This window comes from Corallococcus caeni (assembly GCF_036245865.1).
In the GTDB taxonomy this organism is placed as follows: domain Bacteria; phylum Myxococcota; class Myxococcia; order Myxococcales; family Myxococcaceae; genus Corallococcus; species Corallococcus caeni.
In genome coordinates, this window is record NZ_BTTW01000002.1 from 1,487,163 (window position 1) to 1,511,216 (window position 24,054).

At 71.7% G+C, this 24,054-nt stretch carries 18 protein-coding genes; 8 read left to right on the plus strand and 10 right to left on the minus strand.

Annotated features, from left to right (window positions below):
* Positions 1–47 precede the first annotated feature (47 nt).
* The 3 genes from AABA78_RS14125 (at position 48) to AABA78_RS14135 (ending at position 4,023) form a co-directional block, all read left to right on the plus strand.
* A complete protein-coding gene (locus tag AABA78_RS14125; RefSeq protein ID WP_338263541.1) occupies positions 48–1,025 on the plus strand; it encodes a YybH family protein in 978 nt (325 codons plus the stop codon).
* Between the two features lie 156 nt (positions 1,026–1,181).
* Positions 1,182–2,630 (plus strand): glycoside hydrolase family 6 protein, encoded by a 1,449-nt coding sequence (locus AABA78_RS14130; RefSeq protein ID WP_338263542.1) that lies wholly within the window; start codon positions 1,182–1,184, stop codon positions 2,628–2,630.
* A gap of 37 nt (positions 2,631–2,667) precedes the next feature.
* A complete protein-coding gene (locus AABA78_RS14135) occupies positions 2,668–4,023 on the plus strand; it encodes an alginate lyase family protein (protein ID WP_338263544.1) in 1,356 nt (451 codons plus the stop codon).
* Between the two features lie 194 nt (positions 4,024–4,217).
* Here the strand turns inward: AABA78_RS14135 and AABA78_RS14140 are convergent, their stop codons facing one another.
* Both AABA78_RS14140 and AABA78_RS14145 read right to left on the minus strand, forming a co-directional pair.
* Positions 4,218–5,366 carry a FadR/GntR family transcriptional regulator gene (locus tag AABA78_RS14140; protein WP_338263545.1) on the minus strand — a complete coding sequence of 383 codons (1,149 nt, stop codon included), beginning with the start codon at positions 5,364–5,366 and terminating at the stop codon, positions 4,218–4,220.
* 491 nt (positions 5,367–5,857) lie between these two features.
* A complete protein-coding gene (locus AABA78_RS14145) occupies positions 5,858–6,868 on the minus strand; it encodes a hypothetical protein (protein WP_171419960.1) in 1,011 nt (336 codons plus the stop codon).
* Positions 6,869–7,038: 170 nt separating this feature from the next.
* On the opposite strand from AABA78_RS14145, the gene AABA78_RS14150 reads away from it, so the two are divergent.
* The gene (locus AABA78_RS14150) at positions 7,039–9,855 is read left to right on the plus strand and encodes a serine/threonine-protein kinase (protein WP_370469457.1); all 2,817 of its coding nucleotides are present in this window, start codon (positions 7,039–7,041) and stop codon (positions 9,853–9,855) included.
* Positions 9,856–10,228: 373 nt separating this feature from the next.
* On the opposite strand, the gene AABA78_RS14155 is transcribed toward AABA78_RS14150, so the two are convergent.
* The 6 genes from AABA78_RS14155 to AABA78_RS14180 all read right to left on the minus strand — a co-directional run bounded on the left by AABA78_RS14155 (position 10,229) and on the right by AABA78_RS14180 (position 18,340).
* Positions 10,229–11,641, minus strand: coding sequence for an L-serine ammonia-lyase (locus AABA78_RS14155; protein ID WP_338263547.1), 1,413 nt, complete (start codon positions 11,639–11,641; stop codon positions 10,229–10,231).
* Positions 11,642–11,806: 165 nt separating this feature from the next.
* Positions 11,807–14,515, minus strand: coding sequence for a heavy metal translocating P-type ATPase (locus AABA78_RS14160; RefSeq protein WP_338263548.1), 2,709 nt, complete (start codon positions 14,513–14,515; stop codon positions 11,807–11,809).
* A gap of 20 nt (positions 14,516–14,535) precedes the next feature.
* The gene (locus AABA78_RS14165) at positions 14,536–15,519 is read right to left on the minus strand and encodes a vWA domain-containing protein (protein ID WP_338263549.1); all 984 of its coding nucleotides are present in this window, start codon (positions 15,517–15,519) and stop codon (positions 14,536–14,538) included.
* Positions 15,519–16,460, minus strand: a complete 942-nt coding sequence (locus AABA78_RS14170; protein WP_338263550.1) for a vWA domain-containing protein — start codon at positions 16,458–16,460, stop codon at positions 15,519–15,521. Before AABA78_RS14170 ends, AABA78_RS14165 begins: the two co-directional genes overlap by 1 nt.
* A gap of 65 nt (positions 16,461–16,525) precedes the next feature.
* Positions 16,526–17,869 (minus strand): hypothetical protein, encoded by a 1,344-nt coding sequence (locus AABA78_RS14175; protein WP_338263551.1) that lies wholly within the window; start codon positions 17,867–17,869, stop codon positions 16,526–16,528.
* 117 nt (positions 17,870–17,986) lie between these two features.
* Positions 17,987–18,340: a VOC family protein gene (locus tag AABA78_RS14180; protein ID WP_253895188.1), complete on the minus strand. Its 354-nt coding sequence runs from the start codon at positions 18,338–18,340 to the stop codon at positions 17,987–17,989.
* 154 nt (positions 18,341–18,494) lie between these two features.
* Between AABA78_RS14180 and AABA78_RS14185 the strand changes: the two genes are divergently transcribed.
* The 4 genes from AABA78_RS14185 (at position 18,495) to rpiA (ending at position 22,306) form a co-directional block, all read left to right on the plus strand.
* Positions 18,495–19,121, plus strand: a complete 627-nt coding sequence (locus tag AABA78_RS14185) for a hypothetical protein (RefSeq protein WP_338263552.1) — start codon at positions 18,495–18,497, stop codon at positions 19,119–19,121.
* Positions 19,115–20,266 (plus strand): TPM domain-containing protein, encoded by a 1,152-nt coding sequence (locus tag AABA78_RS14190; protein WP_338263554.1) that lies wholly within the window; start codon positions 19,115–19,117, stop codon positions 20,264–20,266. The genes AABA78_RS14185 and AABA78_RS14190 overlap by 7 nt, the downstream gene beginning before the upstream one ends.
* Before the next feature lie 119 nt (positions 20,267–20,385).
* Positions 20,386–21,573 carry an AI-2E family transporter gene (locus AABA78_RS14195; protein ID WP_338263556.1) on the plus strand — a complete coding sequence of 396 codons (1,188 nt, stop codon included), beginning with the start codon at positions 20,386–20,388 and terminating at the stop codon, positions 21,571–21,573.
* Between the two features lie 25 nt (positions 21,574–21,598).
* Positions 21,599–22,306: a ribose-5-phosphate isomerase RpiA gene (rpiA, locus tag AABA78_RS14200; protein WP_338263557.1), complete on the plus strand. Its 708-nt coding sequence runs from the start codon at positions 21,599–21,601 to the stop codon at positions 22,304–22,306.
* On the opposite strand, the gene AABA78_RS14205 is transcribed toward rpiA, so the two are convergent.
* Together AABA78_RS14205 and AABA78_RS14210 are read right to left on the minus strand one after the other, a co-directional pair.
* Positions 22,281–22,868 carry a nucleotidyltransferase family protein gene (locus tag AABA78_RS14205; protein WP_338263558.1) on the minus strand — a complete coding sequence of 196 codons (588 nt, stop codon included), beginning with the start codon at positions 22,866–22,868 and terminating at the stop codon, positions 22,281–22,283. The two genes, rpiA and AABA78_RS14205, sit on opposite strands and share 26 nt — an antisense overlap.
* Positions 22,869–22,905: 37 nt before the next feature.
* Complete coding sequence (locus AABA78_RS14210) at positions 22,906–24,018, minus strand: XdhC family protein (RefSeq protein WP_338263559.1); 1,113 nt, start codon at positions 24,016–24,018, stop codon at positions 22,906–22,908.
* Between the last annotated feature and the right edge of the window lie 36 nt (positions 24,019–24,054).

Sequence of the window (24,054 nt, forward strand, 5' to 3'; positions counted from 1 at the left end):
GCCGGCCATGGCGCGCGGGCCCGGTGTTTACGAAAGGAAACCAGCACATGAAAAGGATGTTCGCGGGCGCGCTCGTCGTCGCGGCGTTGGGGACCCTGGGGTGCGGTGGGGCGAAGGCCTCCGGGCCGGGCGCGGAGGCCGGCGCGAGCGCAGGCACGGCGCGGCAGTCGGTGGAGGACGTGCGCGGGGGCTTGAGGGCGGCGGACCAGGCCATGTCGGACGCGGCCCAGAAGTCCGGCTCGGCGCAGGCGTTCGCGGACTTCGTCGCGGACGACGCGGTGCTGCTGGTGGACGGCGTGTACGCGCAGAAGGGCAGGGAGGCCATCCGCGCGTGGCTGGCCGCGCACCCGCTGGAGGCGGAGGGCAAGGTGCGCTGGACGCCGGTGCGCTGGGACGTCAGCGCGGACGGCACGCTGGGGTACTCGCTGGGCAACGTGTCGGTGGAGTCGGGCGGCACATCGGTGCGGCCGACCGGGCGCTACATCACCGCGTGGAAGCGCCAGCCGGACGGGCAGTGGCGCGTGGTGGTGGCGGTGCACAACGCCTCCAAGACGGCGATGACGCCGCCCGCGGGCTTCACGCCGTCGTCCACGCTGCCGGCGCCGGAGCCGCGCGCGATGGCGCCCGCGCAGGTGCTGGAGGAGGCGAAGGCCGCCGACCGCGCGTTCTCCGCCCAGTCCACGTCCGAGGGCATGGGCAAGGCCTTCACCGCCTACGCCGCCGAGGACGCGGTGCTGCCGCTCGGGTCCACCGGCATCTTCGGCCATGACGCCGTCGCGAAGGCGTACGCGCCGTTCACGCTCGATAAAATCGACCTGCGCTGGGAACCGGTGCTGGGGGACGCGGCGGGCTCCGGCGACCTCGCGTACACGGTGGGCCGCGCCATCGCCACCGGCAAGGATGAGAAGGGTCAGCCGGAGGTGGACCACGTGAAGTACCTCACCGTCTGGCGCCGGCAGGCCGACGGCCAGTGGCGCTACGTCGCCGACGGCGGCAACTCCAGCCCCGGCCCGCAGGGGCCGTGACCCATGTGTCACGAGGGGCCTGTCCGTCACGGCTGGCCCCTCGCCGGGCATGTCCCGGCAATATTCCGTCAATAGCTGAAATAGCTGTTTAGTCTTGTATTCAGGACTGACGCGCCGCATGAAGGACGCTCCCCCGTGATGAGGAGTTCCCCCTTCATGCGTTCCCTCCGGTTCATGCGTCGGCTGTCGCTTCCGCTCATGCCGCTGTTCGCGCTCGCGGCCTGTGGTCCCTCCGAGCCCGTCACCTCCGAGCCTCCCGCGCTCACCGCGCAGGAGGCCGCGCTCACCGAATTGCTCGTCAACGGCACCTTCAGCTCCGGCACGGTGGCGCCTTGGTGGAACAACGCCAGCACGCCGTCGTATGTGGAGAGCGGCAGGTGGCGCGTGGACGTGGCGGCGAACACGGCCAACCCCTGGGATGCCATCGTCGGGCAGAGCGGCCTGACGCTCACCGCCGGGAAGACGTACACGCTGGCGTTCACCGCCACCGCCACGGCCACCATCACCGCGCGCGCCACCGTGCAGCAGGAGGTGGCGCCGTACGCGTCCACGCTCACGCAGTCCTTCACGCTGGACGGCACGTCGCGCCGGTTCACCTTCCCGTTCACGTCGTCGTTCTCGTCGGGCCAGGGGCAGGTGACGTTCCAGCTGGGCGGCCGTGCCAACGCCGTCACCGTGCGGCTGGATGACATCTCCCTCTCCACGGAGAGCGGCACGGGCTCCGGCCCGGTGGCGATGACGAGCGGCTTCTACGTGGACCCCAACTCCAACCCGGCCGTGTGGGCGCGCAACAACAGCGGGGACGGCCGCGCGGCGCGCATCAACGCGTCCGTCGCCTCGAAGCCCATGGCCCGCTGGTTCGGCAACTGGAGCGGCGACATCACCCAGGCGGTGTCCAGCTACGTGGCCGCGGCGGACGCGGCGGACAAGCTGCCCGTATTGGTGGCCTACAACATCCCCGGCCGTGACTGCGGCAGCCACTCCGGCGGCGGGGCCGGCAGCCCGGACGCGTACCGCGCCTGGATTGCCGCCTTCGCGGCGGCCATCGGCAACCGGCCCGCGGTGGTCATCGTGGAGCCGGACGGCGTCGCGCAGCTCGACTGCCTCCCCAACGACACGGAGCGCGCCACGCGCCTGAGCCTGCTGCGCTACGCCTCCGAGCAGCTGCGCGACCGAGCCACCAACACCTGGACGTACCTGGACGGCGGCAACGCGCACTGGATTCCCGCCGACACCATGGCGCAGCGCCTGGAGTCCGCGGGCGTGCGCAACGTGCGCGGCTTCTCCCTCAACGTCTCCAACTTCTACCCCACGGCGGAGTCCTCCACGTACGGCAACGCGGTGAACGCCGCGCTGAACAGCCGCTACGGCTACACGCGGCAGTACGTCGTGGACACCAGCCGCAATGGCAACGGCTCCAACGGCGAGTGGTGCAACCCCGCGGGCCGCAAGCTGGGTGTCCCCTCGCAGACGGGCGGCGGCGCGGAAATGCTCCTGTGGGTGAAGACGCCGGGGGACTCGGATGGCCAGTGCGGCATCGCGCCGGGCACGCCCGCCGGACAGTTCAGCCCGGACCTGGCCACCCGCCTCATCGACGGCACCTGATTCCTCCTCGCACCTGCTCTCGAAAGGACCCGACGACATGACGATGGATACACGGTGGCTGCGGACCCTGGTGCTGGGAGTGGTGATGGGCGGCGCGGCCTGCGGGCCGGAGGACGCGATGGAGCCAGCCCTGGCACAGTCCGAAGCCGAGGCCACGGCGCTGCCCACGGCGGGCGGCGGCATCTTCATCACGGCCGCGGAACTGACCCGCGCGAGGACGCGGGCCACCGCCACGACGGAGCCGTACGCGGAGAACGCTCGCATCCTGAAGGGCCGCGCGGACGCGGCGCTGACGGCCACGCCCAGGCCGTTCCGGATGACGGACGTCTCCACCATCACCTACCACTGGTGCTCGCCGGACACGGACGGCATCGACAACTCGCTGGCGGACGCAACGGGCAAGTTCACGGACGACGCGGACCGGATGCGCACGCTGGCGCTCCAGTACGCCGTGGGCGGGGACTCGAAGTACGCGGCGCGCGCGGCGCTGTTCCTGAAGACGTGGGCGTCACAGCACACGCCCGTGAACCTGCACGACCTGCACGTGGACTACGCGGCGGCGAAGCTGGACGGCCAGACGGCGGACTACTGCTCCGACCGCCCGTGGAACTTCGCGCTGGATGGCATCTTCCAGGCGTACGGCCTCATCAACGCCAGCGACGCGTACGTGCTGCTCAAGCGCAACGGCTACGCGCTGCCCGCCGCGGACGACACGGCCGTGCGCGAGTGGCTGCGCAAGACGGCGGAGGCGGTCAACTCCAGCTTCCAGGCCTGGACGCGCTGGGCGGACGCGCACCCCACCTCCAGCGCCTTCACCCGCTACCGCTCCGACAACCACCTCAGCTGGGGCTTGGCGGGCCTGATGGCCGCGTCCGTGGCGCTGCAGGACAACGCGCTGGCGGGCTACGTGATGGACGGCACGGCGTGGACGGACCGCCGCAACGGCGCGTACGCGAACCCGTCCTTCATCAAGGACGTCATCAACCGCGCCATCGAGTCCGGTACGGGCACGGCCAACGAGGGCCGCGTCTACGAGGAGAAGATCCTCCGGGATCCGCCCATCGGCTACTCACTCTTCCACCTGTGGGCCCTGTCGCTCATCGCGCGCACCGCGGAGGTGAACTACGCGCGGCCGGGCTTCTGGGACTACGCGGGCGCGGGCGGCGGCAGCATCCACAAGGCGTACACGCGCTACGCGGCCTTCATCCTGGGCGAGCGCGCCTCGCCCCAGGCCTCGGAAGGCCCGCCGAAGGACTACCGGTGGCTGTACGAGCTGGGCTTCACGAAGTGGCGGGAGGCGCGGCTGAAGAGCGTCATCGAGGTGGGCACGCGCAACCAGTACATCGTCCAGAGCATCGGCCCCGTCACGCTGGTGGTGGGCGAAGCCCTCTAGTCAGGCCGACAGGCGATCGTGGATACATCCGACGCGCAATCATGGTGTGGATGTGTCCACGTTCAAGCGACGCACGTGCCCCCTCTCAGGGGCGCCTGTGTCGCTTTCACGAGCGACAGCGCATGCGAAGGGGCGTCGCCGCAGAAGTAGAGGAACTCGGGGCGTAGGCACCGGAGGAGCCGGTAGCGCGCAGTTCAGTGGACCGGTGGGTCTGTGTCGCCAGAAATCAAGCCGTCGGCGTCGCACGTCGCCCCATGGGGGCGCCCGCAGGAATTGATGGGTGGCGCCTTCAGCTGGATTCCTCCAGTGCCCTCCCCACCGGGTTCGCGGGGGGCGGGCCCCGGAGCGGCTGTAAACCCCGGTACCTCGCTGTCGGGCTCCATTGAGACAGCCTGTACGAGGGCGCAGGGGGCAGCGACAGGCGCCGCATTGGCTTGCAAGTGGATGCCAATGCCACGCTCCTCAACGCAGGAGCTTGCCTCCAACCCCTCATCCTGCTCGGTAGCGAAGAGAGGGTCGCTGGAATCAGCCGTCTCAATGCAGGAGCCCCCCTCGAATGCCGCGGCCTGTCCGGCATCTGATACGGGATTGTCAGGCTCATGCGTCTCAACGCTGGTGAGCGCCTCGGGCGCGGCCTCGGGAGCGACTTGCTCCTGAGGACGTGTGGTGAATTGGTCGAGCACCCGCTCATCACACGTCTTCAGCAACACCGGCAGTTGGTGCTGAAGCGCCTGCATGTCGCGCTCACCCAACGCCTGCATCGCGCAAATGGCCCATTCGCGCAGCGGCTCACCGCCCATGAAGGGCAGCAGCCGGGCCCCAATGCCCCTGAAGGCCCGTTGCAGCGACTGGATGAGGAGCAGGTGCCCGGGACGTGCAGCCGCCTGGGCCGCCAGCCGCAGCAACTCGAACTCCAACTGGGCGCAGCGCTCTCCGGGGTGCCAGCGCGCTGCGTCCCAGAGCGCGTAGCAGCTAGCCTCCAACTGGCTTACCTGCGACTCGGAGGCCCTCGCACAGCATTCGGCCAGGAGCTCCACCAGCACCTGCCGCTTGAGGCTGAAGAAGCCCTCCAGCAGCCGCCGGCCCTCCTCGGAGTGCGCGGCATGCAGCGCCAGGCCCAGGTTCTCCAGCGTCAACGATTCGTCCAGCGCCACCGCTCGCGCCTGGCGTCCGGGGTGCTGCACCACCAGCCCCCGTGCCGCCAGCCGCCGCAAGGCCTCGCGCACCGTGCCCCGGCTCACGCCATACCAGCGCGCCATCACCCGCTCCGAGGCGAGCCGTCCGTTCCTCGGCAGCCGCCCCAGCGCGATGTCCTGCTCGAGCTGCTCCTCCACGTACGCCACGAGCCCCACCCTCACCATCCCGCCACCCCTCTCGCCGATGCTTCGCCCATCCAACCAGATGGGTCTGACATGAACGGGAAGGAGCCCTCCACCCGGCTCGGGGTGGGGGCATGCGCCCTCCGGCACCGGGCGATGCGAACTGGTCCGACAGTCAGACCAGTTGGGCGACGTCGCTCCCGGCAGGTGCCTCAGTTCGCGACTCTGCCTTGGTCTCCGATTGAGGACCTCGTGGTCCGAGAGTCGGACCAATCGGGCGGCGCCGCTCCCCGCGGGGCCTCTGCCCCTCAAGGGTCGTCCCGGCACCCCATTGCGTAAACCGCCGCGGTGCGTCGCTGCGCTCCGCGAGGCCCGCGTCCTCGTGGAGGATTCCGGGTCGCAATGAATGCCCACGATCCTGTGCCGACCTGGCCGGCCGACGGAAAGTCAAACGCCTTCCCCCACGCGGTGGCTGGGGGAAGGCGTTGGGGTGATGCGGGAGCTGCGCGTGGGGCCTAGCTGGACTCGCTCACGCTGAGGCGACGGCTGGCGCCGCCGTTGCCCTTGCCCAGCGGCTGGGTGTGCTCCAGGTTCGTGCGCGCCAGGGCCTCGCGCTCTTCCTTCGTGTTCGCGGTGCGGTCCTTCTTCACGGTCATCACGCCGCCGCTGTCGTGCTTCTCCTGGGCCTGATCGATGCTCTTCTTCAGGTCGCTGGCCTTCACCCAGTAGGCGCCGTTGACGGGGTCGCGCACGCGGTAGAGGTCGTCGTCCGTGCTGTCCGTCAGGCCCGGGTTCACGCCGTCGATGGTGAGCCAGTGCAGCTCGCCGCTCTCCGGGCCCTTCTCGCCTTCCTCCAGCGTGGTGTTGAGCAGCGCGTTGGAGTCCACCAGCGCCAGCGCCATCTGCCCGTGCTTCAGCGCGCCGCTGAGCGCGTCCGTGTCGCACGCGTCGAAGCCGTTGGTGACCTTGATGCCCATGGAGCCCAGCATCGCGCCCATCTCGTCCGGGGTCGCGCCGTCGTCCAGGTTCACCTGCACGCGGTCCTTCACGCCCGCCGTCTCCGACGTGGCCAGCGTGTCCGCCTTGTTGCGCACCTTCTCCCGGGCCTCCTGCTGCGTCAGCGGGGCGGCTTCCTCCGCGCCGGCCTGCTCCAGGTAGGTGAGGGTGGCCTCCGCGCAGCCCTTCTTGCTCGTCTGGGCGACGGTCGTCTGGGGCGCGTTCCAGCCCTCCTCCTTCTGGGCCTCCGTCGCCAGGTTGGCGGGGACCGCGCTGGGCTGGGCCGTCACGTCCGTGCCCGGAGGCGGCGGGGCGGCCAGGGACGGCAAGCCCATCTTCTTGGCGCGCTCCGCCTCGAAGGAGTCCAGGTAGCGCCCTTCGGCGGCGTTGAGCGGCTTGGCGTTCGGTGAGTCCGGAAGGGGCTCCTTCACGGACTGGGCGGCCGCCGCCATCTCCGCGCGGGCCTGCTCCTGGGCCTGGCGGATGCGCGCCATGACCGAATCGAGCTTGGAGCCAATGTTGAGGGCCACGGGCATCTCCTGTCGCTTCTGGGTCTTTTTCCTCCCGCATTATCCGCGGGAGACTTCAGAGGTTGCTTCCGGATTGCTGGATCTGACGGGAACGCGCGATTTCCGACGCAACCGGGCAGGCGTCCCGGCCGAAGAACATGGAATCCTGGAATGAGGGGTACACTGGACCCATGGCGAACCGGAATGACAGGGACGACGGGCCTTCGGCGCCTGGCTCCGCACCGCGCGTTTCGACGTCGCGGGAATCCTACGGTACGGGTAGAGGCAATGCACCCGCGACGGGGCGGGGCGGGGCGGAGTCCTCGGCGCCTTCGCGTGGGGCGGGGGGCGAGTCGCAGCGCCTTTCGTCGCGGCAGGTGGGCCGGTTCGTCCCGCTGAAGGTGCTGGGGCAGGGGGGCATGGGGGTGGTGTACGCCGCCTATGACCCGGACCTGGACCGCAAGGTGGCGCTGAAGCTCCTGCGGGTGAAGGGCGGCCACGAGGACCTGGATCAGGGGCGGGCGCGGCTGTTGCGCGAGGCGCAGGCCATGGCGCGCATCTCCCACCCCAACGTCATCCCCGTCTTCGAGGTGGGGCAGTGGGACCAGCAGATCTACGTGGCGATGGCGCTGGTGGACGGCGGCACGCTGCGCGACTGGACGAAAGCAAAGCCCCGCACGTGGCAGGATCTCCTGGACAAGTACCTGGCGGCGGGCCGGGGCCTGGAGGCGGCGCACGTGGCGGGGCTGGTGCACCGCGACTTCAAGCCGGCCAACGTGCTGGTGGGCAAGGACGGGCGCGTCTACGTCACGGACTTCGGGCTGGCGCGGCCCATGGGGGAGGTGGAGGACGACGAGGACGCCGGCGAGCGCACGCGGCCGGTGGGGGATGACTCGCCGCTGAACTCGCAGCTCACGCAGGCGGGGCTGGTGATGGGCACGCCCGCCTATATGTCGCCGGAGCAGTTCCGGGGCGAGCTGCTGGACTCGCGGTCGGACCAGTTCAGCTTCTGCGCGGCGCTGTACCGCGCGCTGTACGGCATCCGCCCGTTCGACCCGGACGAGCTGTCGCGGGTGGCGTCCCAGCTGCGGGCCCGGGGCGGGGCGGAGGACGAGCCGGGCGTGACGGAGGCCGCGGCGGTGCAGGTGCTGCCGCCGTCGCCCATCCTGGAGCCGCCGCGCGAATCGAAGGTGCCGGCCTGGGTGCGCCGCGCGCTGATGAAGGGGCTGTCGCTGGAGCCGCGCGACCGCTTCCGCTCCATGGAGGAGCTGCTGACGGTGCTGGGGCAGCGGGAGCGGCGGGCCCTGCTGCAACGCCGCGCGGGCGCCGCGGTGGCGGCCACGGTGGTGCTGGGCGTGGCGGGCGGGGTGGCGTGGTCTCGCTCCCAGGTGTGCGAGGGCGCGGCGGATCTGGTGGCGGAGCGCTGGGGGCCGGACGCGCGGGAGAAGGTGACGCAGGCGTTCCTCGCGACGAAGAGCCCGGTGGCGCAGGACATGGCGCGCCGGGTGGGCGAGGTGCTGGACGGCTACGGCGCGGAGTGGGCGAAGCAGCACACGGTGGCGTGCGAGGACACGCGCGTGCGCGAGGTGCAGACGGAGGCGCTCTTGTCCCAGCGCTTCGTGTGCCTGGAGCGGCGGCGCAAGGACCTGGGCGCGCTGGTGGCCACGCTCCAGACGGCGGACGTGGCGCTGGTAGACAAGTCGCTGGACGCGGCCTGGGCGCTGCCCGCGCCGGGCGACTGCGCGGACGTGGAGGCGCTGACGGAGCTGCAGCCCCGGCCTGCGGACCCCGCGAAGCGCGCGGAGCTGGAGACGCTGGAGGGGCAGCTGGCGGAGGTGAAGGCTCGCGTGGACCTGAGCCGGATGCCCAAGGCGCTGGAGCTGGCGAAGGCGGCGGAGGCGCGCGTGCTGGCCACGGGCTACCTGCCGTTGATGGCGGAGCTGAGATTCCACCTGGGCTGGGCGCAGGCGGTGCTGGGCGACAAGGCCGCGGGCGGCGCGGTGCTGGAGCAGGCCGTCTACGACGCGGAGGCTGGCCGGGCGGATCGGCTGGCGGTGTCGGTGATGAACAAGCTGCTCTACGTGGACGGCGAGCAGGAGCAGTTCGCGCTCGCGCAGCGCTGGGGCCGGTTGGGCGAGGCGACGCTGAAGCGCGTGGGCGGCGACGCGGTGCTGGAGAGCGACCTCAAGGTGAACGCGGCCAACCTCGCGCTGATGCAGGACCACCCGGACGACGCGCTGAAGCTGCTGGAGCAGGCGTCGGGGCTGCTGGCGAAGGCGCTGCCGGAGGGCCACCCCAAGCGGGCGCGCGTGGCGTTCACGCTGGGGCGCACGCTGCTGGAAACGGGCAAGAGCGCGCAGGCGGTGACGGTGTTGAAGGACGCGCTCGCCCAGACGGAGAAGGCGATGGGGCCCGTGCACCTGGACACGGCGCGCAGGCATCAGGCGCTGTCCATGGCGCTGCGCGATCAGAAGGACTTCACCGGAGCGCTGGAGCACGCGCGGGTGTCGGTGGCGCTGCACCGCACGCTGCTGGGCGCGCAGAGCGTGAAGCTGGCGGAGGCGCTGGACGAGGAGGGGATGAGCCTGCTCGCGCTCAAGCGCTACCCGGAGGCGCTGCGGGACTACGAGGAGGCGCTGAAGGTGAAGCAGGACAAGCTGGGGCCGGACGACGAGCTGGTCTACTACTCGCTGGACGGAGTGGGGCAGGCGCTGATGGGCCTGGGCCGCACGCGCGACGCGATTGCCCCGCTGAAGCAGGCGCTGTCGTTCAAGGACGCGCAGGAGGACTCGCTGGGCGAGTCCGGCTTCGCGCTGGCGCAGGCGCTGTGGACGGAAGGTGAGAAGGAGGCGGCCCGGGACGCGGCGTCGCAGGCGCTCACGCGCTTCACGTCCGCGGGCCGCACGGCGCAGTCGAAGGACGTGGAGGACTGGCTCTCCGCCCGGCCCGCTCCGGTGGTGAAGGCCGTGCCGGTGTCCGCGACACGCGGCGGCAAGCGTCGGCGATAGGCCTGCGAACGGAAGTCAGTCCGTAGGGAGAACGGAGGGAGCCCCGCTGTGACCTCCCCCGTCAGCGGTACACCGCACGAACCTGTCCGACAGTCGGACAGGTTGGGCCCCCTGCGGCTGGGGGCGCTCCGTCCGATCATCGAGAACCGGTCCGACAGTCGGACAGGTGGCCCCTGCGGCAGGGGGAGGCCGCTCCGTCCAGGCCGCGGAACCGGTCCGACAGGTTGGGGCCGCGTCGGGCGGGAGGCACCCGGCATGGAGGGCTGCGGCTTGGGCCGTCTTCGCCCGGCCCTCTCCGGTGGCGAAGGTGGACCCGGTATTCGCGACGCTCAGCGGCAAGCGCGGGCGGGCGCGCTTCAGCCCGCCAGCGGCTTCAGCACTCCGGCAGGCCGACGCTGAGGTTCGCGACCTCCAGGACGTTGACCGCGAGGCCGCCGCGCGCGGTCTCCTTGTACTTGTCCTTCATGTCGCGGCCGGTGTCGCGCATCGTCTTGATGACCTTGTCCAGGCTCACGAAGTGCCGCCCGTCGCCGGACAGCGCCATGCGCACGGCGTTGATGGCCTTCACGGACGCCATCGCGTTGCGCTCGATGCAGGGCACCTGCACCAGTCCGCCAATCGGGTCGCAGGTGAGCCCCAGGTTGTGCTCCATGGCGATCTCCGCCGCGTTCTCCACCTGCAACGGCGTGCCGCCCAGCACCTCCGCCAGCGCCCCGGCCGCCATGGAGCACGCGCTGCCCACCTCGCCCTGGCAGCCCACCTCCGCGCCGCTGATGGACGCGTTCTCCTTGTAGAGCGCGCCAATGGCCCCCGCCGTGAGCAGGAAGCGCACCACGCCGTCCGCGTTCGCCCCCGGCACGAAGCGCCAGTAGTAGTGCAGCACCGCCGGGATGATGCCCGCCGCGCCGTTGGTGGGCGCGGTGACGACGCGCCCGCCCGCCGCGTTCTCCTCGTTCACCGCGAGCGCGTACAGGTTCACCCAGTCCAGCACCGTCAGCGGGTTGGTGAGCCCGGCTTCCGGCCGGCTGAGGAGCCGCTGGTACATCGCTGCCGCGCGCCGCTCCACCTTCAGGCCGCCGGGCAGGATGCCGCCCGTGGTGCACCCGCGCGTCACGCACGCCTGCATCACCGCCCAGATGCGCAGGAGCCCCGCGCGGATGTCCTCCTCGCTTCGCGTCGCCAGCTCGTTGCGCAGCATCACCGAGCTGATGGACAGCCGCTCCCGCTCACAGTGCTCCAGCAGCTCCGCCGCGGACTTGAAGGGCAGGGGCACGGAGGCGTTCTGCGCGCGCAGCGGATCCGCGCCCGCCGTCGCCTGCTCGTCCACCACGAAGCCGCCGCCCACCGAATAGTAGATGCGGCAGGCGAGCGATTCCCCGCCCTCGCCGAACGCGCTGAAGCGCATGCCGTTGGGGTGGTAGGGCAGCACCTTGCGCTTGTGCATCACCAGGTGCTCGCCGTCGCGGAAGGGGAGCACCAGCCGCTGGAGCAGCGACACGCGCCCCTCCGCGCGCCAGTGCGCGACGATGGACGGCACCAGCTCCACGTCCACGTCCTCCGGCGTGTCGCCGCGCAGGCCCAGGAGCACCGCCTTGTCGCTGCCGTGCCCCTTGCCCGTCGCGCCCAGCGAACCGAACAGCTCCACCTTCAGCCGCGTCACGCGCTCCAGGAGCCCTGCGTCCGACAGCCCCACCACGAACATGCGGGCCGCCCGCATGGGCCCCACCGTGTGCGAGCTGGAGGGTCCAATCCCAATCTTGAAGAGGTCGAAGACGCTGACAGGCATGGGGGCCACCATGCCATGTCCAACCCGCGCCGCCTGTGACCCCCCGCTCACGACGCGCTGCATGCATCCAGTTCAAGTCATGCAGGCCGCAAGGCGAGACAGCGCGCGTGCGCTTCCCCCTCCGTGTGTGGGGGAAGTTGCCATCCCAATCATGACGCGCGCGGGCTAACCGGCGGCGGGCTGCGGGCCCGTGGCGGGCTGGGGCGGCGAGGCGGGCGCCTTCGGCCGGAAGGCGAGCAGCCGCAGGCCGTTGAAGACGACGAGCAGCGTGCTGCCCTCGTGGAGGACCACCGCCTGGCTGATGCGCGTGAGGCCCAGCACGGCGGCGATGACGAGCACCGCGCTCACGCCCAGCGCGATGACCAGGTTCTGCTTCATCACGGCGGTGGCGCGCCGGGACAGCTCCAGCGCGAAGGGCAGCTTCGCCAGGTCGTCGCTCATCAGCACCACGTCCGCGGTCTCCAGCGCCGCGTCGCTGCCGGCGCCGCCCATGGCCACGCCCACGGCGGCGGCGGCCAGCGCGGGCGCGTCGTTGACGCCGTCGCCCACCATGGCCACCGGGTGCGTGCGGCCCAGGTCCTTCACCGCCGTCACCTTGTCCGCGGGCATCAGCGGCGCCTTCGCCTCGTCCAGGCCCACCTGCTGCGCGATGGAGCGGGCCACGAGCGCGTTGTCGCCGGAGAGCATCACCGTGCGCTCGATGCCGCCCGCCTTGAGCGCCTGCACCACCTGCCTCGCGCCGCCGCGCAGCGTGTCCGCCACGCCCAGCACGCCCAGGTAGCGGCCCGCGCGGCGCACCACCATCGTCGTCTGGCCCGCCTCCTCCAGCCGCGTCACCTCGGCGGTGACCTCCGGGGGAAGGGCCTCGCCCGCGAAGAGGGCCACGCTGCCCACCTCCACCGCGTCGTCGCCCACCTTCGCGCGGATGCCCTGGCCGTGGATGGCCTCCAGGTCGCGGCCCGCGGGCACGGCGACGCGCGCCTCGGCGGCGCCGTCCACCACCGCCCTGGCCAGCGGGTGCGCGGACAGCGCCTCCACTCCCGCGGCGGTGCCCAGCAGCTCCTCGCGCGTCACGCCCGGCGCGGCCCACGTCGTGAGCAGCCGGGGGCGGCCCACGGTGAGCGTGCCCGTCTTGTCGAAGGCGACGGCGCGGATGCCGCTCAGGAGCTCCAGGTAGATGCCGCCCTTGATGAGCACGCCGCCGCGCGCGGCGGACGCCACCGCGGAGAGGACGGCGGACGGCGTGGAGATGGCGAGCGCGCACGGCGACGCGGCCACCAGCAACCCCACCGCGCGCAGCACCGCTTCCTTCATCGGCGTGCCCGTCAGCACCAGCACCACCGGAAACAGCACCGCCGCCGCCATGACGAGCGGCGCCACGGTGCGCTCCAGGCGCTGGGCGAAGCGCTGCCGCTTGCCCTTCTGCGCCTCCGCCTGCGCCACCATGTCCACCACGCGCGCCAGCACGGACTCCGACGACAGGCGCGTCACCTCCACCTCCAGCGCCGCCTCGCAGTTGATGGTGCCGGAGAACACCTCGTCGCCCGGCTTGCGCGCCACCGGCATGGACTCGCCGGTGATGGCCGCCTGGTCCAGGGAGCTCTTGCCCTCGCGGATGATGCCGTCCAGCGGGACGCGGTCGCCCGGACGCACGACGATGCGCTCGCCGCGCGCCACGTCCGCCACCGGCACCTCCACCACCTCCGAGCCCCGGCGCACGCGCGCCACCTCCGGGCGCAGCTGGCCCAGCGCTTCGATGGAGCGGCGCGCCTTGTCCATGGCCCGGTGCTCCAGCGCATGGCCCGCGCTGAAGAGGAAGAGCAGGAACGCGCCCTCGAACCACGCGCCGAGCACCGCCGCGCCCACCGCGGCCACGACCATCATCGTCTCGATGTCGATGCGCAGCTGCGCGATGGACTGCACCGAGCCCCGGATGGCGAAGAAGCCGCCGCTCGCCATGGACAGCGCCCAGAGCACCGTGGCCACCAGCGGCGGCGCCAGCGCGAAGTGCTCCACCACGAAGCCCGCCGCCAGCAGCACGCCGGAGGCGACCACCAGGGGCAGCTCCAGGAGCGGCGCCAGGCCTCCGCCGTGCGCGTGGTGCGAACAGGCGTGGCCCGCCATGGGCACTTCCAGCCCGTACCCGAGCGCCTTCACCCGGGCCTCCACGTCCGGCAGCTTCAGCTCTTCCTTGTCGTATTCGATGACCAGGCGCTCGCTGGCGTACGCGACGCTGGCGGTGAGCACGCCTTTCATCCGGGACACCGCGTGCTCGATGACCTGGGCCGCGTCCGCGGAGTCCATCCCGCGCACGAACCAGGTGTGGTGCAGGTAGCGCGCGGCCACCTGCGCCCCCGTCTTCTGCGCGAGCGTCACCAGCTTCGACACGCTCACCAGTGACGGCTGGTAGTGGATGCACACCTCCGCGTGGCCCGCGTCGCGGCGCAGGTGCACGTCGGTGATGCCGTGCTGCGCTTCCAGGGCCGCCTCCAGCCGCTCGAAGCGGCCCTGGTCGTCCGTCTCTCCCGGCAGCGTGCCCTCCAAATCCAGCTGGAGCGCGGCGCCGCCCCCTTCCGCCGGACGGTGGGCCGGCGGACGGATGACGCGCTGGGAGTGGGCATGTCCATGGTGGTCATGCCCGTGGTCGTGGCCATGGGAGCAGGAGGGGCCGTGCACGTGGGGCTCACCGTGCGCATGCGCGTGCCCGTGGTCATGACCGTGATGGTCATGGCCGTGGTCGTCATGCCCGTGGTCGTGGTCGCACCCCGGGCCGTGGACGTGGCGCTGCACGGCGTTGCCGCCGGGTTGCGCCTCCTTGAGGCCCTTGATGTTCAACGCGCCGAACCGCGACCCGCTCTTCTTCTGCTCCGACATGGCTTTTTCTTCCTGTCGCCCTAGTGGCGGTGTCCGCGGCGTGAGTGCGAGGGCGCGGCGGCCGGGGGCGGGGCTTCGGCCTTGGGGGCCTCGTCCTCGTCCTCGTCGTGGGGGTCCTCGTCCCCATGCTCCTCGGGGACGGGCTGGTCGAAGCGCTGGCCGGCGACCTCCAGCGTGAAGCGCTTGCACGCCGGGGGCACCTCGAACTCCAGCACCGCGGGCAGGCGGCCCTCGTAGACCTTCAGCACCTTGCCCTGCTCGTCGTAGATGGTGCCGCCGGCGGCGACGGTCATGGTCTCGTCCACCAGCACGGCGACCAGCTCCGCCATCTCCTCCATGCGGTCCGCGATGCGGTGGCACCACAGGTGGCCCACGCCGGGGTAGGTGGTGTGGGAGATCTCCTCCATCTGCTCCTCGTCCACCTGCTCGCCCACGCCCATGAAGACGAAGTTGATGCGAGGCAGGCGGCCGGAGGCGATCTCCTTTGCCACCTGGGTGGCGTAGGCCGTCACGTCATGGGCGTCGTTGATCTGCGAGTCCGTGATGATGACCGCCAGGCCCCGCTTGGCGCCTTCGCCCACCTGCTGCTTGATGTGCGCCACGAAGTCGCGCAGCACCGGCAGCATCACCGTGGCCTTGCCGTAGGAGCGCGGTCCGGGGAAGCGGTAGCCCTTGGCCTCCGGGCCCGTGAGGTCGCCCACCACCTCCAGCTGGGTGCCGTCGCCCGAGGCCCAGTAGGTGACGCGCACCTTGCCGTCCCGGTCCTTGTTGGCCAGGTACTCCAGCATCCACTGCATCTGCGGCTCGACCTGGTTCTTCACCGGGGCGAGCTTCGCCAGGATGCCGCGCGGCCCGTACGCGTTCTCCATGCTCGCGGAGCCGTCCATGTAGAGGGCCACGTCCAGGCCCTCCACGGTGGGGTCGTGCAACAGCGTCGCGACGACCTTGTTGCCCATCCGGTGGACGTCGGAGAAGGGGCGGTTGATGACTTCGTGGCCGGCCATCAGTGGTGGTCCTCGTCTTCGTCCTCGTCGTGGTGCTCTTCGTCGGGGAGCGGCTGGGTGTAGCGCTGGCCATTCACCTCCAGCGTGAAGCTCTTGGCCTCTTCCGGCACGTCGAACTCCAGCACCGCGGGCAGGCGGCCCTCGTACGTCTTCAGCACCTTGCCCTTGTCGTCGTAGATGGTGCCGCCGGCGGCGACGGTCATGTTCTCGTCCACCAGCACGGCGACCAGCTCCGCGACCTGGGTGATCTCCTTCGCGATGCGGTGGCACCACAGGTGCCCCACGCCCGGGAACTCCGCGTGGGCGATGTGCTCCAGCTGCTCCTCGTCGATGTCGTCGCCCACGCCCACCAGCACGAAGTTGATACGCGGCAGACGGCCCGCGGCGATCTTCTTCGCCACCTCCTCGGAGAACTTCTCCACCGCCTCCGCGTCGTGGAGGCGGCCGTCGGTGACGATGATGGCGCAGCCGCGCTTGGCGCCCACCTTCACCTGCTCCTCCAGGTACTTCACGTAGTCGCGCAGCGCGGGCTCCAGGTACGTGAAGCCGCCCAGCTGCTTCGCGCCGGGGAACTTGTACTGCTTCACGTCGGTGCCCTTGAGCTCACCCACGACCTCCACCTGGCGGCCGTTGGTGCCACTGGCCCAGTAGGCCACGCGCAAGAGGCCGTTGCGGTCCTTGGTGGCCAGGTACTCCAGCATCCACCGCACCTGCGGCTCCACGTCGTTGGAGGCCTCCTTCATCGGCGCGCCGCGCAGCCACTCCAGGAACGTGCGCTGCTGCGTCTTGTAGGCGTACTCCTCCTTCATGCTGCCGGACGCGTCCATGTAGATGGCCATGTCCAGGCCTTCCACCGTGGGGTCGTGCAGCAGCACCGCGCGCACGCGGTCCCCTTCGCGGTGCAGGTCCGAAAACGGCTCGATCGGCTTCTCGTGTCCCATGGTCTGCCTTTCTGGAGGGTGAAAACGCTATCGCCCGGAGTGCGAGCACCGCAAACAGAGCGAGGTCAGTCCTCGAAGTCGCTCATCCAGTCCGGCTTCTTGCCGGGCGGGGTGGGCGCCTTCTCCTGCTGCCTGGAGGCCGGACGGGCGGGCGCGGCCGGAGCCGGGCCGAAGTCCGCCTGCCACGAGGCCTTTGACGCGGGGGGCGCCGGGGCCTGCCTGGGCGCGGGCTTCGGTTGAAGACTCGTGAGGCGAGGCTTCGCACCGCCCGGCTTGCCGTGCGCGTCGATGAAGTCCTGCATCCAGTCGCTGGAGCGCGCGGGCGGCGTGGGCATGCGCGGCGGGATGGCCGCGGGCGGCGTGGACGGGCGGGGCACCGTCGCGCGCGTCACCGGTGTGCCCGGCGACAGCGTGCCCGCGAGCACGTGGGCGCGCAGCGTGCGCTCCGTCTCCGTGGGCCAGCCGGGAATCAGTGGAAGGACGCGGCGCGCGAGCTCCAGGAACTCCGGCGGAGGCGCCTCGCGGGGCACGCGCACGGCCTCGTCCTGGAGCCAGCCGGCGAGCTTCCCCACCAGCCCGCCCTTCGTGGGGCGCGGCGTGGCGAGGTCGCCCTTCACCTCGTAGCCGCGCAGCTCCAGGTCCGCGATGGCCATGGCGCGGCTCGCGGCGGGCAGGTCCAGCGCGGCCAGCTCCTTCGGACCGTGGTGCGCGCGGGCGTCCTCCTGCAACTGGGTGAGCACCGCGTGCAGCACGCTCGCGACCTGCGCGCCATTGGCCGCGTGGTGGGCTTGCAGCTCCGCGGGCACCGCCGGATACGTGAGCACGAGCCCGCGGCCCTGCGCGAGCTGATCCGCGCGGTCGCCGGGCAAGAGCGCGTGGTACGCGCGGGGCACGTCGCGGCTCTCCGTGTCCTTCACGTAGTGGAAGGCGTCCTGCGCGCCGTGCGCGAAGCCCGCGAGCACGTCGCCGCGGGTCACCGTGAGCTGCCCGTTCACGCGCGTGACGGCGTTGCCCGGCCACGGGCCCGTGAGCGTGCCGTAGAGGTAGACGGGGTCGTTGAAGCCCTCCGCGTCGGCGGGGTGCTCCACCAGCTCCGGGGAGAAGAAGAACAGCTCCGCCGCGGCCAGGCGGCGCGGAGGACGGCCGGCGGCGACCTCGTGGTGCGCGAGCTGCGCCTGCACGGACGCGGGCAGCCGCGCGCGCTCGCTGCCGGGGATGAGCTGGAGCTGGCCCACGACGTCGGTGCAGACGAACCACTCGGGCTCGCCGAGGAACGCGGGCTCCAGGCGGAACGCGTCCAGGACGTGGACGACCTCCGAGGCATCGCACGGCACGGCTTCGACCGGGCTGGCGGCGTGGGGGACGAAGTAGCGGGGTGTGCTCACGGAGGCCGCGACAGGCTGGCGCAAGCCGCCAGGGCAATCAAGTGGCGGGGCGGCGTCCCCGGATCCGCGCAGCGGCGTCGAGTCCATCGTTCGTTCCACGCCCCTTAAGGGGGCCGGGCGTGGAGCGAAAGGGGCCGGGCCTCAGGCGGGCTCGATGAAGTTGAGCCGGTAGCCGTCCGGGTCCGTGACGACGATTTCGCGGGTGTACCAGGGCTGCGTGGCCGGCCCTTCCACCGGCGCCCCCAGCGCCGCCGCCTTCGCGGCCACCGCGTCCACGCCGTCCGAGCCCGCGCGGAAGCCCACGAGCACGCCCATGCCCTTTCGTCCCTCCAGTTTCAGGCTTGAAGGGTGGCTCACGAGGTACACGTCCGACTCGCCGCCCCACTGGAGGCGGAGGATGGGAGGTTCCGACGCGATGCGTTCGAAGCCGAGGCCCTCATAGAAGCGCACGGAGGCCTGGGCATCCGTCACCAGCAGCTTCACGAACGACCGCATTGTCTGGGGCTTGTCCATGGGCGCGGCAGTCTGCCCGGAGCGCTGGAGGGGCGCCACGCTCGCGTGGGGGCCATTATCGGGCCCGGGACGGAATGACCTATCATCGGGCCCGGATCGGGCTGGGGCCGGCCCGAAGCGCAAGGGGGACGGTCTCATGGGTGACGTGACACGGACGCGACAGGCCCCTGGCACCGTGGCCTATGACGACGTCAACGAGCTCATCGCCACCGCCACGCGCCTGATGCAGAAGGACGCCGCGCCGGACACGCTCACCCCGGACGATCTGCGGCGCATCGGCGAGGAGCTGGACATCCCCGCGCGCTACGTGGACCAGGCCCTGGACGCGCTGGCCCGCCGTCGCGAGGAGCAGGTCCGCGAGGCCCAGGCCCGCGAACGGCTGTCACGTCAGCGCCGCACGAGGCTCCGGCAGGGGGCGTGGGTGGGCGTGGCGCTCGCGGGCGTGCTGGCCGTGTCGGGGCTCGTCGTGCGCAACGGCCTCACCGCGACCTTGGCGGACGTGGCGCAGAAGCGGGCCCAGGTGCGCAACGTGCTGGAGCGCCGCGAGTCCCTGCGCGCGCGAGTGGATCAGCTCACGCCAGGCCTGAACCGCGACGCGGAGCTGGCGGGCGCGGACAACCGCGTGGCGGTGGAGCAGCGCCGCTACGACGAACGCGCCGCGGCCTACAACGCCTCCGCGGCCTCCTTTCCCACGAGCTGGGTGGTGCGCCTGAGCGGCTTGCCCCCGGTGCTTCCGCTGTCCTCGGAGGTCTCCCCATGGTGAAGGCCGTCCTGCTGACGTTGCTGGTTCCCATGCTGGTCCTGGCCGCCGTTCCCTCCATCACGCGGCCGGTGATGGATCCACAGGGGATGTTGACGCCTCAGGAGACGGAAGTCGTCTCCCGCGCCCTGGTGGACCTGCGCGCCCAGAAGCAGGTGCAGATGGCGGTGCTGCTGGTGGACACCACCGACGGTCAGCCCATCGAGGACTACGCGGAGGCGGTCTTCCGCGAATGGAAGGGCGGGGAGGCGGGCCGGGACAACGGCCTCCTGCTCGTCATCGCGCGCGGAGACCGGCGCTCACGATTGGAGGTGGGCTACGGGCTGGAGTCGTCGCTGACGGATGGCGAGGCCACCGACCTGCTGCACGCGCAGGGCCCGCTGCTGCGCGAGGGACGGTTCGAACCCGCGCTGCTCGCCATCATCGCGGGCGTGCGTGAGCAGGTGTCCCCGGAGAACCTCCCGAGCCCCGGCGCCGCGAGTACGTCCTGGACGCGGTTCGAGTCGCGCATGTTCCTCCTGGCCCTGTTCGTGACGGCGTACGTGGTGGCGCGGCTGCTGCTCCAGCTCCAGGTCTCGGGTCTCCGGGACGCGAAGAACTCCGTGCTGGCGGCGATGGTGGTGGCGCTGCCATCGGCCGCGCTCGTCTCAATCGGCTGGTCCGGCCCCCACTCTCCGGTGTTCATCCTCGTCGCGTATGGCGCGCTGGTGGGCCTGTTCTTCTGCGGGTGGAGCCTGCTCCAGCGGAAGCAGACCCTGTGGGGCCTGCTGCTGCTCATCCTCCCCATGTGGAGCGCGCTGGTCGGCCCGCTCCGGTCCCATGAGCCCCTTCTCGAGCTGTCGGACTTCTTCCGGTGGATCGTGTTGGGCTCCCTCCTCTCGGTCCCCGCCTCCATCCCGGTCCTGTTCGTCGGGCTGATAATCTACCGGGTGCTCCGGAACCAACGTCCCCTGGTGGACTGGGGCTCCTCTGGCTCGGGCGGGAGCTCCTCGTCGTCGGATTGGACCGTCAGCGCCTCGTCGTCGAGCTACGACTCATCGAGCTCCAGTTGGTCGTCTTCCTCCAGCAGTGATTCCTCCAGCTCCTCGTCGGACTGGGGTGGCGGTGGCGGGTCGTCCGGCGGCGGTGGCGGCAGCGACTCCTGGTAGCCACCCACCGGCTGTCTGGTCGCCTGCCCTCCGCGCGGGCGGCGTTCCGCACCTGACATCCCGGCGCCCGTCTCCGGGAGCCCTTCGCTTGCCTGGGGGGCACTCCCTACCTTGGGGACATGAAGGCTTCGCGCAAGGGCGTTCCCGTCTACGTGCCGCCCCGGACGGTGTGGTCGGTCGGGGCCCAGGTGGTGTTGCTCGTGCTGCTGGGCACGGCCCTCCAACGGCTTGGGCCCGTGCTCACGCTGCTGGCCGTGGCGCTGCTGCTGGGGCTCGCGGCGGAGCCCGTCGTGCGGCGCTTGCAGTCCTGGGGGCTGCGCCGCGGATTGGGCGTGGCGCTCATCGCGCTGACCCTGCTGGGCATCATCGGGCTGCTCATCCTCACGCTGGTGCCGCTGCTGGTGGAGCAGCTCCAGCATCTGGTGCAGGCGGCGCCGGGCTTCCTCACGGAGCTGACGCAGGCGCCCTGGGTGCGGAAGCTGGATGAGCACTTCGGCGTGCTGTCGCACCCGCAGGACGCCTTCAACATGGAGCCCGGCGTGCTGGCCAAGCCGCTCATCACCGTGCTGTCGTCCACGGTGGAGTTGATGGGCGCGGGCATCACCGTGCTGGCGCTGGCCGTGTTCGGCCTGCTCTTCGGCCAGGACCTCTACGCGAGCATCCTGGGCTGGGTGCGCCCCCGCAGCCGGGCTCGCGTGCGCCGCGTGGTGGGCCGGATGCGCGAGGCGGTGGGCAACTACCTCGTCGGCACGCTGCTCATCGTCAGCGTGGGCGGTGCCTTCACGGCCATCATGTCCCTGGCGCTGGGCGTGCCGTACTTCCTGCCGCTCGGCCTGGTGGCGATGGTGCTGGGGCTCATCCCGTACATCGGCAGCGTCATCACCGCGCTGCTGGTGACGGTCACGACGCTGGCGTCGGTGGGGTCGAAGCGCGCGATCATCGCGCTGGCGGTGTTCATGGTCTACCAGCAGCTCGAGTCCCACCTGCTGAGCCCGCTGGTGCAGCGGCGGGCCATCAAGATGAACCCGTTGCTCATCTCCCTGGTGGCGCTGGTGGGCGGCACCGTCGCGGGGCTCCTGGGCGTCATCCTCGCGGTGCCGGCGGCGGCGGCGGGGCAGGTGTTGCTCACGGAGGTGCAGCGCGAGCGGCGCAAGATGTGGCGGCGCGAGCATCGCCTCGCGAAGGCCCTGCCTTCGGGCCTGGGGAACGTGGACGAGGCACTGTTGGCGGGTCCACTCGCGACGCCGGGGAATGAAGCGCGGCGTGCGCCCCCGTCGGACTCCGGGCATCCTGGGACGCCGCACTGAGCAGGACCCCTTCCACGAGCCCCTCATGACTTCCGACGAGAGTGTTTCGGCTTCCTTCAAGCGCGCCGCGGCGGAGCGCGCGGTGGACTTCATCCAGCCGGGCATGGTGGTGGGGCTGGGCACGGGCAGCACGGCCGCGTACGCGGTGCGGCGGCTGGGCGCGCTGCTCTCCGCTGGGACACTGAAGGACGTGGTGGGCGTGCCCACGTCGCGCGCGACCGAGGCCCTGGCCGCGTCGCTGGGTGTGCCGCTCACCACGCTGGACGTGCACCCGGTGGTGGATCTCACCATCGACGGCGCGGACGAGGTGTCGCCGGACCTGTCGCTCATCAAGGGCGGCGGCGGGGCGCTCCTGCGCGAGAAGGTGGTGGCGCAGGCCAGCCGCCGGGAGATCATCGTGGTGGACGCGCCCAAGCTGTCGCCCCGGCTGGGCACGAAGTGGCCGGTGCCGGTGGAGGTGCTGCCCTTCGGCTGGCGTTCGCAGGCGCTGTTCCTGGAGTCGCTGGGCGCGCGCGTGGTGCCGAGGCTGGCGCTGGACGGAGCGCCGTACCACACGGATCAGGGCAACGTGGTGCTGGACTGTGACTTCGGTCCCATCGCTGACCCGGCGGCGCTGGCCGTGAAGCTGGAGTCCCGCGCCGGGGTGATGGCGCACGGCCTGTTCCTGAACCTGGCCACCGACCTGGTGGTGGCCGGACCCGAAGGCATCACCCACCGCGTCCGGGGCGCGTGAGGCGCAGGGCGTCCTCGGCGGTGTCCACGTCCTCCTCGCCGCCGGGCAGCGCAACCTCCACGACGCGCGACGGGTCCCGGGCAATGAGCCCGCGAGCGCCGCCCGTGGGAGGGAGGGCCTCCAGTTCGGGGAAGAGGGCGCGGGAGAAGAGGGCAGGGACGCCCCGGGTGCCCGCGTAGGCGGAGGCGACGATGGGCGCGTGCGTACGCTCGAACGTGGAGATGAGCGAGCGCAGGTGGGCCGCGTCCACGCGGAGCTGGTCGCAGAGCATCAGGACGGCGCCGTCCACGTCCGGGGGCAGCGCCCGCAGGCCCACGCGCAGGGACGAGCCCTGACCCAGCGCCCACTCCGGATTGTCCACGCACCGCACGGTGAGCCCGTCCAGCTCCGAGGCGACGTCGTCACGCCGCGCACCGAGCACGACGACCACCACCGGACTCGCGTCCAGGGCGTTCCGTGCCGCGCGCCGCACCAGCGACGTGCCCTCATGGCGAAGCAGTTGCTTGGGCTGCCCCAGCCGCGAAGAACCACCCGCGGCGAGCACCACCACGGCCACGGTCATGCGCGCCTCCGCGGGCGAACCGGCGCAGCGCAGGCCGTCACGCCGACCTGCGCTCCGGCGCCGCCGCATCCGCGTGGATGGGGGCTTGCCGCTCGCGCAGCCTGCCCCCGTCGCGTCCGGCGAGCACCGCCTGCACCTCCGCGATGATGGACAGCGCGATCTCATCCGCGCCCTCCGCGCCCAGGTCCAACCCCATGGGCGCGTGCAGCTTCTCCAGCTGCGCCGCCGTGGGCGTGCGCGTCAGCTCCCGCAGGATGCGGTCCGTCCTCGCACGGGGCCCGAGCACCCCCAGGTAGCGCACCGGCAGCGACACCAGCCGCTCCAGCAACTCCCGGTCCTGCGGCAGGCTGTGCGTCATCACCAGCACCACGCTGCGCTCGGACAGTGGCACCTTCTCCAGCACCTCGCTGGCCCGGGACGCGACGTGCGCCTGGGCCTGCGGGAACCTGCGGCGCAGCAGCTCCACCGGCCGGTCCGCCACCACCGTGAGGTGCCAGCCCAGTCCCTGCGCGCGCGCCACCACGGGCGCGACGTCGAAGCCGCTGCCGAACACCACCACCTGGGGCGCCGGCTCCACCACCTCCACCAGCACCTCCGCGCCTCCGCACGCGCCGCTCCAGGGCACGCCGCGCACCAGCGCTTCCGTCGCCGCCGCGCGCACCGGTTCGACCAGCGCGCCCGTGAGATTCCCCGCCGACACGCCGTCCTCGCGCAGCATCAGCCGCAGGCCCACCGCGTCCGCGGGCCCCCGGTACACCGTGGCCACCACCGCGCGCAGTGACTGCTTGCGCGCCTCGGCCGCGAAGGTGAGCGCGTCACCGGAGCCCGGCTCCCAGCGCTCCAGCAGGATGTCCACCACGCCGTTGCACCCGAGCGCGAACGACAGGCCGCCTTCGTCCTCCGCGGTGTCGCCGGTGGTGTCGTAGCGCAGCACGCGCGGCCCCTCCGACGTCCAGAAGAAGGCCTTGCGCACGAGGTCGCCCTCCAGACACCCGCCGCTCACCCCGCCCGCGAGCCATCCATCCGCGCCCATCAGCATGCGAGCACCCGGGCGCCGGTAGGACGAACCGGACACCGCCACCACCGTCGCCAGCACCACCGGACCGGAGGCGCGCCCGCAGGCCCGCAGGAGGTCATCGAGTTCCTTCATCGCCCGTCCATCTAACCACCCGCGCCTCGTGACCGG